Annotated in this window: 9 protein-coding genes and 2 rRNA genes (1 of these 11 cut by a window edge); 2 read left to right on the top strand and 9 right to left on the bottom strand. The window is 63.5% G+C overall.

Annotation, left to right across the window (positions count from 1 at the left end; genetic code table 11):
• Both THIMADRAFT_RS02785 and rrf read left to right on the top strand, forming a co-directional pair.
• Positions 1–2,861, top strand: a 23S ribosomal RNA gene (locus tag THIMADRAFT_RS02785); it begins 27 nt to the left of the window's first position.
• Positions 2,862–2,959: 98 nt separating this feature from the next.
• Positions 2,960–3,075, top strand: a 5S ribosomal RNA gene (rrf, locus tag THIMADRAFT_RS02790).
• A gap of 316 nt (positions 3,076–3,391) precedes the next feature.
• On the opposite strand, the gene THIMADRAFT_RS27710 is transcribed toward rrf, so the two are convergent.
• The 9 genes from THIMADRAFT_RS27710 to THIMADRAFT_RS02830 all read right to left on the bottom strand — a co-directional run bounded on the left by THIMADRAFT_RS27710 (position 3,392) and on the right by THIMADRAFT_RS02830 (position 13,447).
• Positions 3,392–3,784, bottom strand: a complete 393-nt coding sequence (locus tag THIMADRAFT_RS27710) for an FtsW/RodA/SpoVE family cell cycle protein (RefSeq protein WP_407635140.1) — start codon at positions 3,782–3,784, stop codon at positions 3,392–3,394.
• On the bottom strand, positions 3,675–4,784 hold the full coding sequence (locus tag THIMADRAFT_RS27715; RefSeq protein ID WP_007191440.1) for an FtsW/RodA/SpoVE family cell cycle protein: 1,110 nt from the start codon (positions 4,782–4,784) through the stop codon (positions 3,675–3,677). Before THIMADRAFT_RS27715 ends, THIMADRAFT_RS27710 begins: the two co-directional genes overlap by 110 nt.
• On the bottom strand, positions 4,781–6,361 hold the full coding sequence (locus tag THIMADRAFT_RS02800; RefSeq protein WP_007191441.1) for a peptidoglycan D,D-transpeptidase FtsI family protein: 1,581 nt from the start codon (positions 6,359–6,361) through the stop codon (positions 4,781–4,783). Before THIMADRAFT_RS02800 ends, THIMADRAFT_RS27715 begins: the two co-directional genes overlap by 4 nt.
• A gap of 30 nt (positions 6,362–6,391) precedes the next feature.
• A complete protein-coding gene (gene menC / locus THIMADRAFT_RS02805; protein ID WP_007191442.1) occupies positions 6,392–7,459 on the bottom strand; it encodes an o-succinylbenzoate synthase in 1,068 nt (355 codons plus the stop codon).
• Positions 7,459–8,349: a 1,4-dihydroxy-2-naphthoate polyprenyltransferase gene (locus THIMADRAFT_RS02810; RefSeq protein WP_040729449.1), complete on the bottom strand. Its 891-nt coding sequence runs from the start codon at positions 8,347–8,349 to the stop codon at positions 7,459–7,461. Before THIMADRAFT_RS02810 ends, menC begins: the two co-directional genes overlap by 1 nt.
• Before the next feature lies 1 nt (position 8,350).
• Positions 8,351–9,187 carry a 1,4-dihydroxy-2-naphthoyl-CoA synthase gene (menB, locus tag THIMADRAFT_RS02815; RefSeq protein ID WP_040729624.1) on the bottom strand — a complete coding sequence of 279 codons (837 nt, stop codon included), beginning with the start codon at positions 9,185–9,187 and terminating at the stop codon, positions 8,351–8,353.
• Positions 9,188–9,235: 48 nt separating this feature from the next.
• Entirely contained in the window at positions 9,236–11,038 is a 1,803-nt protein-coding gene (gene menD / locus THIMADRAFT_RS02820; protein ID WP_007191445.1) for a 2-succinyl-5-enolpyruvyl-6-hydroxy-3-cyclohexene-1-carboxylic-acid synthase, read from the bottom strand.
• On the bottom strand, positions 11,035–12,423 hold the full coding sequence (locus tag THIMADRAFT_RS02825) for an isochorismate synthase (protein ID WP_007191446.1): 1,389 nt from the start codon (positions 12,421–12,423) through the stop codon (positions 11,035–11,037). The genes menD and THIMADRAFT_RS02825 overlap by 4 nt, the downstream gene beginning before the upstream one ends.
• A gap of 91 nt (positions 12,424–12,514) precedes the next feature.
• Complete coding sequence (locus THIMADRAFT_RS02830) at positions 12,515–13,447, bottom strand: alpha/beta fold hydrolase (protein ID WP_007191447.1); 933 nt, start codon at positions 13,445–13,447, stop codon at positions 12,515–12,517.
• Between the last annotated feature and the right edge of the window lie 14 nt (positions 13,448–13,461).

Raw genomic sequence — 13,461 nt, forward strand, 5'->3', positions numbered from 1 at the left:
ATGCCTAGGCGGTAGGAGGCGATGAAGGACGTGGTAGCCTGCGAAAAGCCTCGGGGAGTCGGCAAACAGACTTTGATCCGGGGATGTCCGAATGGGGAAACCCACCTGCCTTAAGGCAGGTATCGTGCACTGAATCCATAGGTGTACGAGGCGAACCCGGGGAACTGAAACATCTCAGTACCCGGAGGAACAGAAATCAACCGAGATTCCCTCAGTAGCGGCGAGCGAACGGGGATTAGCCCTTAAGCGCGGTCAAGCGTAGCGGAACGGTCTGGAAAGACCGGCGATACAGGGTGATAGCCCCGTACGCGAAACGCTTTTCCGGGTGAAATCGAGTAGGGCGGGACACGAGATATCCTGTCTGAACATGGGGGGACCATCCTCCAAGGCTAAATACTCCCTACCGACCGATAGTGAACCAGTACCGTGAGGGAAAGGCGAAAAGAACCCCGTTGAGGGGAGTGAAATAGAACCTGAAACCGTCTGCGTACAAGCAGTGGGAGCCCCTTCGGGGGTGACTGCGTACCTTTTGTATAATGGGTCAGCGACTTACTTCTCAGTGGCAAGCTTAACCGAAGAGGGGAGGCGTAGCGAAAGCGAGTCTGAACAGGGCGAATCAGTCGCTGGGAGTAGACCCGAAACCGGGCGATCTACCCATGGCCAGGGTGAAGGTGCGGTAACACGCGCTGGAGGCCCGAACCGGGATCTGTTGAAAAAGATTCGGATGAGCTGTGGGTCGGAGTGAAAGGCTAATCAAGCCCGGAGATAGCTGGTTCTCCCCGAAAGCTATTTAGGTAGCGCCTCGTGTATCACTGCCGGGGGTAGAGCACTGTTTCGGCTAGGGGGCCATCCCGGCTTACCAAACCGATGCAAACTCCGAATACCGGCAAGTGCAATCACGGGAGACAGACGGCGGGTGCTAACGTCCGTCGTCAAAAGGGAAACAACCCAGACCGCCAGCTAAGGTCCCTAAATCATGGCTCAGTGGGAAACGATGTGGGAAGGCCCAGACAGCCAGGAGGTTGGCTTAGAAGCAGCCATCCTTTAAAGAAAGCGTAATAGCTCACTGGTCGAGTCGGCCTGCGCGGAAGATGTAACGGGGCTTAAGCCATGTACCGAAGCTGCGGATGCGCGTTTACGCGCATGGTAGGGGAGCGTTCCGTAGGCCGTTGAAGGTGTGCTGTAAGGCATGCTGGAGGTATCGGAAGTGCGAATGCTGACATGAGTAACGACCAAGGGGGTGAAAATCCCCCTCGCCGAAAGCCCAAGGTTTCCTGCGCAACGTTCATCGGCGCAGGGTGAGTCGGTCCCTAAGGCGAGGCCGAGAGGCGTAGTCGATGGGAAGCAGGTTAATATTCCTGCACCAGACCGAACTGCGATGGGGGGACGGAGAAGGCTAGGCCAGCCGGCAGTTGGTGTCCGGTTTAAGCGTGTAGGCAGGGCCCTTAGGCAAATCCGGGGGTTCAATGTCGAGACGTGACGACGAGTTCCTACGGGGACGAAGTGGTTGATGCCATGCTTCCAGGAAAAGCCTCTAAGCTTCAGGTTCGGTGTGACCGTACCCCAAACCGACACAGGTGGGCAGGGTGAGAATCCCAAGGCGCTTGAGAGAACTCTGGTGAAGGAACTAGGCAAAATAGTACCGTAACTTCGGGAGAAGGTACGCCCCTGGTAGGTGAAGGTCCTCGCGACCGGAGCCCAGAGGGGTTGCAGTGACCAGGCCGCTGCGACTGTTTATTAAAAACACAGCACTCTGCAAACGCGTAAGCGGACGTATAGGGTGTGACGCCTGCCCGGTGCCGGAAGGTTAAGTGATGGGGTCATCTTCGGAGAAGCTCTTGATCGAAGCCCCGGTAAACGGCGGCCGTAACTATAACGGTCCTAAGGTAGCGAAATTCCTTGTCGGGTAAGTTCCGACCTGCACGAATGGCGTAACGATGGCGGCGCTGTCTCCACCAGAGACTCAGTGAAATTGAAATCTCGGTTAAGATGCCGAGTACCCGCGGCTAGACGGAAAGACCCCGTGAACCTTTACTACAGCTTTGCACTGGACGTTGAACCGACTTGTGTAGGATAGGTGGGAGGCTTTGAAGCGGTGACGCCAGTTGCCGTGGAGCCGACCTTGAAATACCACCCTGGTCTGTTTGACGTTCTAACCTCGACCCGTGATCCGGGTCAGGGACAGTGCATGGTGGGTAGTTTGACTGGGGCGGTCTCCTCCCAAAGCGTAACGGAGGAGCACGAAGGTACCCTAATCCCGGTCGGAAATCGGGAGTTTAGTGCAAAGGCATAAGGGTGCTTGACTGCGAGACTCACACGTCGAGCAGGTACGAAAGTAGGTCTTAGTGATCCGGTGGTTCTGTATGGAAGGGCCATCGCTCAACGGATAAAAGGTACTCCGGGGATAACAGGCTGATACCGCCCAAGAGTTCATATCGACGGCGGTGTTTGGCACCTCGATGTCGGCTCATCACATCCTGGGGCTGAAGTCGGTCCCAAGGGTATGGCTGTTCGCCATTTAAAGTGGTACGCGAGCTGGGTTTAGAACGTCGTGAGACAGTTCGGTCCCTATCTGCCGTGGGCGTTGGAGACTTGAGGGAAGCTGCTCCTAGTACGAGAGGACCGGAGTGGACGAACCCCTGGTGTTCCGGTTGTCACGCCAGTGGCACTGCCGGGTAGCTATGTTCGGACGGGATAACCGCTGAAAGCATCTAAGCGGGAAGCCCCTCCCGAGATGAGGTCTCCCTAGGCACTCGATGCCTCTGAAGGTCCGTCGAAGACTACGACGTTGATAGGCGGGATGTGGACGCGCGGCAACGCGTGAAGCTAACCCGTACTAATTGACCGTGCGGCTTGACCATATAACACCCAAGCGCGTTGCGCCGGGTGTCGACAGCTCCCGCAACTGCGATCTCGCCGAACAGGACGCGTCCCCGTGCGGGGCGCGACCGCCCGTTTTCCTGGCGGCCATAGAACACTGGAACCACCTGATCCCATCCCGAACTCAGACGTGAAACGGTGTCTCGCCGATGATAGTGTGGGGCCTCCCCATGCGAACGTAGGTCACCGCCAGGGCCTTACACCCAAACCCCCGCCTCAGCAGGCGGGGGTTTTTTTATGACCGGGAAAAAGACGACAACTGCGGTAAGAGTCGGGTCGACGACCGGATTTCCCTAAACCGCGCCCGGCGCGGTACGCGAGGTTCTTGGATGGGATCGGCTCCGGCACACGTAACGAGCGCCGGAGCCGGCGCGGTTTAAGGTTTTGACCTAGATCCGGCATTCAGAACCGCAAAGGCGCAATTGCACCGGGATGTCGAGCAAGGCATCTCCGGGGGCAAATCGGGAGATTTCCCTCAACTCATGCCGAAACTCCATGCGCATCGATAGCATCAATCGGTCGAAGTCCTTCGGTTTCTCTGCGCACCCTTCCTCGAAACCCCTTTGGCGGGCTTCGCGATCCGATTCCTCGGCGGTGCTGCGGGTTGACCGTCGGAGACAGCGAGGAGTATGCCGATACCGATAAATCCCGTGATCAGACTGCTCCCGCCGTGACTGATGAAGGGCAGGGGTAGGCCGGTGAGCGGTACGAACTTGGTGACGCCTCCGATATTGAGGAAGGTCTGGGTTGCCAGGACGGTGACCAGCCCGACCCCGACCAACCGGCCATCGTTGTCAGGTGCCCGGGAGGCCACCAGCAGGCTCCGGCCGAACAGGATCAGGAAGAAGAGGATCACGATCGCGCACCCCGCGAACCCCAATTCCTCTCCGATGACCGAATAGATGAAGTCCGATTGAGCGATTGGCGTGTATTCGGGGTTGCCGCGCCCGAATCCTTCTCCCCAGAGCCCCCCCGGAGAACATCCCGGACAACCCCTGCAGGATCTGCCAGCTCCCTCCCGTGGGATCCAGGAAAGGGTCGAGCCAAGCCGCCACGCGACGCGCCCCGTGTGGCAGAACCGACGAGACGACTGCGACCATTACGAACGCACCGATTCCGCCGAGGAGCAGATAGCCCGAGCGCCCGGTTCCGACAAAGAGCATCGTCAGCAAGGCGATGCTCAGAATAATGAAGAGCCCAAGGTCTCGTTGAACGACCAGAAGGCTTGCCAGAACCAGCCAGAAACCGGCAAGCGGCAGTAGCGCTCGCCATGGTGGCAGCGGCAATCCGTGCCCCCAAAAGCTGAGCGATTTTGCGTTGCGCGCGACAAAGCCCGCCACGAACAGAACGATCGTCACCTTCAGGATCTCGCTCGGGGTGGACAGGCCCGCGGCATAGACGCCGCCTCGAAAACGCTGTCCGAACATCAGCAACATCGCCAAGAGCCCGAGCGAGAGCATGGCCCAGACCCAAATCCAATGACCTTGCGTGACGGCTTGGTAACGTCCACGCATGAGGACGATGGCGGTTGCTCCCGTCAGGATGAGCCCGATCGGAAAGAGAATCAGATTGAGCGAGATCGTTCCGGTGGTTTCAAACGATCCCATGCGGTATTGGGCAAGCATCCCGAATCCCGAGAGAAAGGCGACGGCGACCAGGATGAGCTGATCGCCCCCGAATCGAGCCGTCACCAGCATCAGATGCAGCGTCAGCAGCGAAAGGGCATAGAGTACGAGCGGCAAGAGGTCGAGCCTGCCGATCGCCTCGCCGCCGACATGGGTCGAGCCCCACAGCATGAAAAATCCGAGCGCGATAGTGACAACACTCCAGGCCAAGAGCGCACGCTCCGGCGCGCGCAGATCCCAGGTGCCCGCGATATCGAGCGGTCCGTTCGCCCGACTCATTCGATCAACCCCAGATCGATCGCTCGCAACAAGAGATCCCTCGCCATGGGCGCTGCGGTTGCCGAGCCATAGCCGCCGTGCTCGACCAATACGGCCACCGCAAGCTGAGGCCGATCGGCCGGTGCAAACCCCACGAACCAGCTGTGCGCCGAGCCATGTGGGTTCTCGGCGGTTCCGGTCTTTCCCGCGATCGCGAGTCGAGGAGTCTCGATCCCGCGGCCGGTGCCGCCGAGGACGACTTGCCGCAGCATGGCCGAAAGGCGTTCAGCGACCGATGAGCTCATGAAATAGGCCAGGGGTGCAGGCTCGTCCGTCTCGATCAGCCGTGGTCTGACGGCGAGTCCCCGATTGGCCACGGCGCCGGCGATCAGGGCCATGTGTGCAGGCGTCACGAGTGCGGCACCCTGACCGATCGACATCTGAGCAAGCCCATAGCGGTCCGATGGGTCGAGCCGCGGGATCTCGCCCGTGCGCATCGACCATGCGCCGTAGGGTGTTTCATGCAGGATGATCCTGCGATTGAACTGCATCCGATCCGTCATGGCGTAAAAGACATCATGTCCGAACCGCACGCCGAGCTGTGCGAAGAAGACATTGGAGGATCGCGCGAAGGCCGTCGCGAGATCGAGCCTCCCCTGTCCACGCCAGACCGAGCCGCTCTTGCGGGCCGTGTAGTATTCGTGGTCCCGGATCTTCCGATAGCGCGGCGAGGTCGTGAATCCATCGGCGGGACACTCGAGGGTCCCGGAGAAACCCTGCTCCAGCGCCGAGGCGGCAAGCAGGATCTTGAAGGTCGAGCCCGGAGGATAGAGACCCTGAGTGGCGCGGTTCAGCAAGGCCGCGCCCGGGGCGGAATCTTGGAAGAGCGCCGGGGTGATCCTGTTCGGATCGTAAGAGGGTGCGCTCACGAGCGTGCGGATCGCCCCGTCGACGGGCCGCAGGATCACGATCGCTCCCTGCCGACCTTCCAGGAGACCGAAGGCCATCCGTTGAAGCTCGGCATCGAGCGTGAGTCTCAGGTCTTGTCCGCGCGGACGCTTGTCCTGCGTCACGATCTGGCGACCGAGCGTCCCCCAGTCGCCGAGTCCGTCCGGTGCGCCGCCGTTCAGGCGCACTGTCGCCACCGACTCCATCCCGGAAGCCCCGAACCAGGGGTGGCTATAACCGACCACATGCGTGAACGCGGGGCCATCGGGATAGAGCCGATAGACCTCCCCGAGGATCTCCTCGCTGTAGGCGAGCACCTCGCCGCGATGATCCAGGATCCGACCGCGCTGGATCCGATGGGCCGGGTTCAGCTCGCGTCTGTCGTGCAGCTGCATGAAGGCGATGAATTGCGGCCGAGAGGCGCCGATCAACTGCCAAGTGGCTTGATAGACCAGGATCCCGGTGAACAGAAGGGTCAAGAGGATGATCGGAACCCGCACGGACCATTTGGCGCGGGGTAGATGCCGCAGCTCCGTAGCGTGCAGGGCGTTGAAGATCGACCGGAGCAGATAGGCAGCAGCGAAGAAGAACCCGACATGTAGCGCCACGCGAATCAGCGACCAGGTCTCCGGATTCAGGTGAGTCGTCATGCGGCCATCTCGCTCGAAAGGTACGCGGTCTCACTCCGAAGCCGGATACGGCTTGAATCCCGAGCCGGGTCGATCGGGAAGCGACAGGAGTCCCCTGTGCGATCGTGGCGGAACCCCTAGATCCTCGGTCAACCAGTCCGCGGTCGCGAGTCCATGAGGGAGCATACTGCCGGTGGCGGCCGCGAGCTGAGCGGTCGGCCAGAGTCCGGCGGCGCTCTCGACGACGCTTGTCACGAGCGCTTCGATACCCGCTTTGGCGGCGCGTTGCGAGAGATCGAGCGCAGACCGAAGTCCGCCGGCGACAGCCGGCTTGATGACAATGCGCCTCACGCCTAGGTCGCCGAGATCCGCATCGGACGTCAGACCCGCCAGGCTTTCATCCCGCGCGAGCGGAAAGCCTGCACGCTCCTGAAGCGCTTGCAGCCGGTTCGGGTCCGGAATCCGCAGCGGCTCCTCGAGGGATTCGATCGGTAGTCCCGAGAGGCGATCGAGGATCCGGCATGCCTCGTCGTACCCCCAAGCGCCGTTGGCGTCGAGCCGAAGCTGCGTGTCGGCGGGCAAGACGGGCACGAGCGCCATGAGGCGGGCAACCTCAGATGCCGGCTCCTCGACGCCCACCTTAAGCTTCACCACTCTGAACCCCGCCTCCGCGGCCTGTTGGAGATCGGCCGCCGTCAGCGTCGCGAGTGCGCCGAGTATCCCGTTGACCGGAACAGCATCGGGTGCATCGCGTGTCAGTAGCCTTCGCAAGGGCACGCCGTCCGTTTGGCTCAGGAGGTCGAGCAGGGCACACTCGAGCGCGAAGCGCGCGGCCGGGGTCGAGGTGAATCGATCGTCCAGCATCCGAAGGAACGTGCCTACCGATCTGCCGGGCGCGTCGTCGCGAGCAAGCGACAATGCGGCTGCAGCCGCTCCGGAAGTCTCCGTTCCCGCAGCAGGCATCGGCGCACAATCGCCGAAACCGACCGCACCACCCGACTCGGCACAGACCAGCCAGCCGCGTCGTCGCTCAAATCCCCCCCGTGCACTGCGCCAGTCGCGACGCAGCGGAAGGTCGTATGGGCGTATCCGGAATCGATCGATCCGGAGTTGCTCCATCAGATATGGCTCAAAGCGAATCCGGCGAGCAGCAGCACCGTCACGGTCGCCTGGAAGAGACCCGTTTGGGCCAAGAGTGGATTGAGCTCCTTGCCTGTTGCGCCGCGAACGAGCTTGAGAGTCAGAAGACCGCCGAGCGGGACGGCCGCCAGCAGAGGCCATGCGACCGCTGGCCCGAAGGTCAGCAAGAGGGTCGCGATCGACGCGAGCAGCAGCATGCCGTAGAGAAGACGCGCTCGCGGCCGGCCCAGGTGATGGCACAGGGTGCGCCGTCCAGCGATGCGATCGGTGTCCAGATCCCGGTAGTTGTTCAGCAGCAAGACGGCGGCAGCCGGCAGACCCAGTGCAATGCCGACCGCAAGGGCCGGCCAATCGAACGTCAACGTCTGGAGATAAAAGGTTCCGCCCACGGCAGCGAGCCCGAAGAACAGCAGCACATAGAGCTCGCCGAAGGGGCCATAGGCGATGGGACGCGGGCCGCCCGTGTAGGCATAGCCTGCGACCAGCGAGGCGATCCCGATCGCGAGGATCGGCCAACCGCCGCGCACCACCAGGGCCAGCCCGATGACGAAGGCGAGCCCGAAGGCCAGGTGAGCCGCCCGTTTGACCTGCTCGGGACTGAACCAGCCCTCGGCCGTCGCCCTCGGCGGACCGAGACGATCGGCAGTGTCCGTTCCGCGCTCGTAATCCGAGGCATCGTTGTGCAGGTTGGTGCCGATCTGGATCGCCGTTGCCGCGATCAGGGTGAGCAGGGCCGTCACGGCGGCAAGCTGGCCGGTTTGAAAGACGGCCAGCCCGATGCCCGCCGCGACCGGGGCTACGGCCAGCACCAAGGTCTTGGGGCGCGCGGCCTCGATCCAGAGTGCGAGATTCGACCCGGAACCCGACACGCTAAGGACGCCGCGGGAACTTGCCGAAATCGGGGTCGCGTTTTTCGAGGAATGCATCGCGTCCTTCCTGTCCCTCGGCGGTCGTGTAGAAGAGTGCGGTGGCATTGCCCGCCAGCTCCTGGATACCGGCCAGTCCGTCCGTTTCTGCATTGAAGGAAGCCTTGAGCACGCGCAATGCGGTCGGGGACAGCCGGTTCATCTGCCGGCACCAATCGATCGTGACGGACTCGAGCTCGCGCAGCGGGACCACGGTGTTGACGAGCCCCATCGAGAGCGCCTCCTGCGCATCGTACTGACGGCACAGGAACCAGATCTCCTTGGCCTTTTTGAGACCTACGGTGCGTGCCATGAGTCCGGCCCCGAAACCGCCGTCGAAGCTGCCGACCCGCGGCCCGGTCTGGCCGAAGCGGGCGTTGTCGGCCGCGATCGTCAGGTCGCAGATCAGGTGCAGCACATGCCCGCCGCCGATCGCGTAGCCCGCGACCATGGCCACGACCGGCTTCGGCAGGGTGCGGATCTGACGTTGCAGCTCGAGCACGTTCAGGTGCTCGACCCCGGCCTCGTCACGGTAGCCCTCGTCGCCCCGGATGCGCTGATCGCCGCCCGAGCAAAAGGCCAGGTCGCCCGCGCCGGTCAGGATGATGACGCCGACGCGCGGATCCAGATGGGCGCGACGGAAGGCGTCGATCAGCTCGCGGACGGTCTGCGGCCGAAAGGCGTTGCGCACCTCGGGCCGGTTGATGGTGATCTTGGCGATCTGCTCCGCCTGTTGGTAGAGGATGTCCTGATAGAGCTCGCCGGGGGGCGTCTCCCATACCACGGGGCTCGGTCCCTCGATCTCGCGTTGACCGGCCTGCTGACTCAATGCTGAAGACACCTTGGAACCTCATTCACTCTCGATAATGGATAGCTCGCGAACGCCGTTCCAGAACGCGCGGTGCGTGGCCAGGCTCTGCTCCGCATCCAGACGGACCTCGATCAGTCCGGCCGGCTCTCCGCGCGTTTCGGCGTCCATCGCCTCGGCCCAAGCCTGCGCGAAGCCCGCGGCATCCTCGACCGAGCGATGCGCGAGCCCGAAGGCGCGGGCCAGGGCATCCGGCTGCACGCGCGGCGGCGTTCGCCAGAGCGGCTCGAATCCCTCCAGTCCGCGCTGCGGCAGAAGGTCGAAGATACGCCCGCCGCCATTATTCAAGACAATGCACGGGCGGTCGAGCTTCTCCATCAGCAACAGCCCGCCGAGGTCATGGATGAAGGACAGATCACCCAGGAGTCCGGTAACCCCGCGTGTCGGCTCGGACCTGTCTGCGTTCAGCCCCGCGAGTGTCGAGCTTTGTCCGTCGATCCCGCTCGCACCGCGATGACCGAAGACCCGTAGCGGCTTCTCAGACTGTCCTGACCAGGTGTCGAGCTGACGGATCGGCAGCGAGTTTGCGCAGAAGAGACCGTCCCCCTCGGGGAGGCGTTCCAGCAGGTCGGCGATGAGATGGCCCTCGCACCAGGGCGACTGCTCCAGGAACGCGCGGGCGAGATCGTCGAGCGACTGCTCCACGTCGGCCCAGCGACGAATCCAGGCTCCTTGCGCAGCGCGGCTATCGTCACGGTCGAGGCGCGTCTGCAACAGTCGGCAAAAGGCCATCGGGTCCGCGGTGATCCGGGCTATGACGTCATGGTTCGGATCCGTCCAGCGCTCGCCGGTGTCGACGAGGATGGACGGGATCCCCTGGATCCATCCTGAAAGGGTCTTGGAGACCGGAGTTGCGCCGAATCGGACGACCCAGTCGGGTCGCAGGGCCACCGCCGTTTCGCGATTGCGCAGGGCGCTGTCGTAGCGCGTGATTCGCGCGCCCTGCGCCGGTCGAAAGCGAAGGCCCGACAACGGGTCGGCCAGAACCGGGGCGTCGAGCAGATCGGCACAGGCAAAGATGGCCTCGGCCGATGCGTCCGAGGGCCTCATTGGACCGCAGCAGATGATCCCTCGTCCGCCGAGAAGGGGTGTGAGGTCTTGCGGCCAATGCGGTGTGTCGAAAACGTCGAGCCGATCCGTCGCCGACGAACGCGCGCCCGGTCGGTCGTGCGATCCTGCGTCCGGCGCCCCGAGAGCCCCGAGCGGCTCGGCCGTGCAGGCAGGTCCGGGTACGAGCGGCTCCCGGAACGGGAGATTCAGATGCACCGCACCGGGCCGTGGCCCCCGGCTGACGATTGCCGCGCGCAGTCCCAGTGCCCGCATCGCTTTGAGCGCAGCCGGACCCTCTTCGGCCGGACCCGGATCATGGAACTCGCGTGTGAAGCCGCCGAAGAGACGCGTCTGATCGATCGTCTGGTTCGCACCCCAGCCGCGTAGCTCGGGCGGGCGATCCGCCGAGAGCAGGATCAACGGGATACCGGACTCGGATGCCTCGATTACGGCCGGAAACCAATGGGCGAGGGCGCTGCCGGAGGTGCAGACGAGCGCCACCGGCCGATCCGATGCCTGTGCCAGTCCCAACGCGAAAAAGGCGGCACTGCGCTCGTCGAGGATGGGGGTGAGCTCCACCAGCGGTTGTCGTTGAGCCGCCATCACCAGCGGCGTCGAGCGCGAGCCGGGCGAGAGCACGACGCGACGCACGCCGCCGTGCACCAGGCCATCGAAGAGCGCCAGCGCCCAGCGTAGATTCCGACAGCCCTGATCGGGCGTCGCCGCGTCGCTCATGCGAATTGAAGTGCGGTCGACATGGCCGCGAGCTTGTGCTCGGTCTCCTGCCATTCCGAATCCGGATCGGAGCCCGCGACGATTCCCGCCCCGGCATAGAGGTCCGCCGTGTTTTCGTGGATCTCGGCGCAGCGCAGCAGCACCCAAAGCTCGCCGGTAAGATCCGGCTCGATGATTCCGGCCGCGCCGGTATACCACCCGCGTCGGATCGGCTCGCAGCGCCTTAGCCAGGCGCGCGCCGACTCGCAGGGATGACCGTTGGTGGCCGGCGTGGGATGCAGCAGCTCGGCGAGCTGGAAGACGTCCATGCCGGGGTCGAGATCGGCGCGCACCAGGCTCCAGAGATGTTGCGCGTTGTTGAGCTGCATCACCCTGGGTCCGTCCGGCGGCTCGACGTGACGGCTGCAATGGCCGAGCGCATCGGTGACGGCATCGACGACGACCATGTGCTCGTGCAGATTTTTGTGGCATGTCCGCAATGCGCTGGTGAGCTCGGCATCGCGATCGGCGCTAGCGGCACGGCAGACGGTCCCGGCGATCGCGTCTACCTCGATGCGGTCTCGCTGTTGCGTGAAGAGGCGCTCGGGTGTGGCCGCGACGAAGCTGGTCGCGTGCCGGCGGATCGTCACCACCTGACAGGATGGAAAGAGATAAGCCAGCGCGGCGTTCAACCGAGTCAGATCAAAGCGCCGATGGCCCTCCAGCCTGAGTCGCCGACAGACGACGACCTTCTCCAGATGCGCCTGCTCGATCTGCTCGAGGGCCGACAAGACGAGGTCCTGCCAACGTGCCGGATCGGGCTCGGTCGGCCCCTGGTCGAGGCGCGCCGGTGTGAGCGGATCCAGCGCAGGCTGATTCAGCCGCGGGATAACCTGCTCCAAGCGCGTCTTCCAGCGTGCGAAAACCTCCTCGCGCGCAATCGGCAGCGCGGTCGAGAGGATCACTGCCGCCTGACCGGCGCGCGAGGAGAGCGCAAGCTCCGGAAGCCAGAGCAACGCATTGGGCAAGGTGTCCGGCTCGCTCGGTGCGTCGGTGACGGGCGAGGATGCAAAGCCGAGCATCGCAAACCCCGAGAACCCTGTCTCGTCCGGGTCGAGATGCTCCCAGTGGGCCGACATCCGTTTGGCACCCGTGCGCAAGGTTTGAAGACGGGCCTCGCCCTGCGCGGTCCATTCGCCGGCGATGCCGTAGCCGGCGCGGACCTCGCCGCGATGATTATGTGTGAACTGAAACTGCGGCCCCGGGATCTCCGGCGCGATCGTCAGCGCTTGCGGCAGCTCCAGGACGAGAGAGACGAATCCCTCCGAGCGTGTGAGCGGCAGGCTGTCGATCGTCTCGGCGAGGCGCGCGAGGATCTGCTCGAGGGTCTTGAGCGGTGCAAGCATGAGTGAGTCTGAAGAACCGGCGGTCTGGTGTCTCGGCCCCGCGTGCGGCGTTACGCGCAACACAGGGGGGCGCGGGGCATCCTCGAAAAGCTCAGGCAGCCTGAGGGATCGACCAGAAGCGATCGATCGCAGCCGCCGTTTGCGCCGGCTGCTCCCATTGGAGCAGTCCGCGTGTCGGTGCGATGCGTTCGGCCCGCCAGTTCGAATGGTGACTCAGGAAGTCCGGAAGCTCGTGAAAATCGATGTTCGGATCGCGATCGTAGAGCACCAACACGGGTTGCGTCACGTTCGCGTAGACGTTTTCGCGTGCGTTCGGGGTAAACAACTGACCCGACAGGAAGTACAGCGGTGCGTACTTGGCGCCCGGTTGATGCGAGGTCGCGTAGGCGTAGTCGATCATCTCGGGCGGGATGGTGCCATGGAAGGCCTGATTGTAGAAAAACCGAATGCTCGGCCGCGAGGTCAGCAGGGCAAAGACCCCGTCGTTCATGACCGGCACGCTCAGGACCTTATAGGCGCGTTCGGCGGCCTGGCCGGTCGGCAGCCGGCGCGCGCTGAATCCGGTCGGGGAGATCAGCACCAATGACTCGACCAGCTCCGGCTTGATCAGCGCCGCCTGCGCGGCGAACTCGCAGCCGAGCGAGAAGGCGACCAGATCGCAGGGTTTGCCGACCACCTTCTCGAGAAAGTCGACGATGGCGTTGGCGAAGAGGCTGGGGGAATAACGCCGGTTGCTGCGGTCGGAGTGGCCGAAACCCGGCAGGTCGAGCGCGTAGACGGGCCGCTGCGAGCGATACTGCTGGAACAGCGGCTTCATCTCGAAGGCGCTGGGTGCTGCATTGATGCTGTGCACCAGGACCAGCGGCCGGCCCGTGGCCGAGGTGTCCGCATAATAGTGAATGCGTCCGCCGTGCTCGGTCGCGAGATCGTGCCTCGGTGCGTCGAGCGCGGCCGGAAGTGCGACCTTGCCGGTCTTGGCCGCTGCTCGCGGATGCGAGAGTGCCGAATCCTTACCTGTGTCCATCGCGATAAAACCTC

This window comes from Thiocapsa marina 5811 (assembly GCF_000223985.1).
Lineage (GTDB): Bacteria > Pseudomonadota > Gammaproteobacteria > Chromatiales > Chromatiaceae > Thiocapsa > Thiocapsa marina.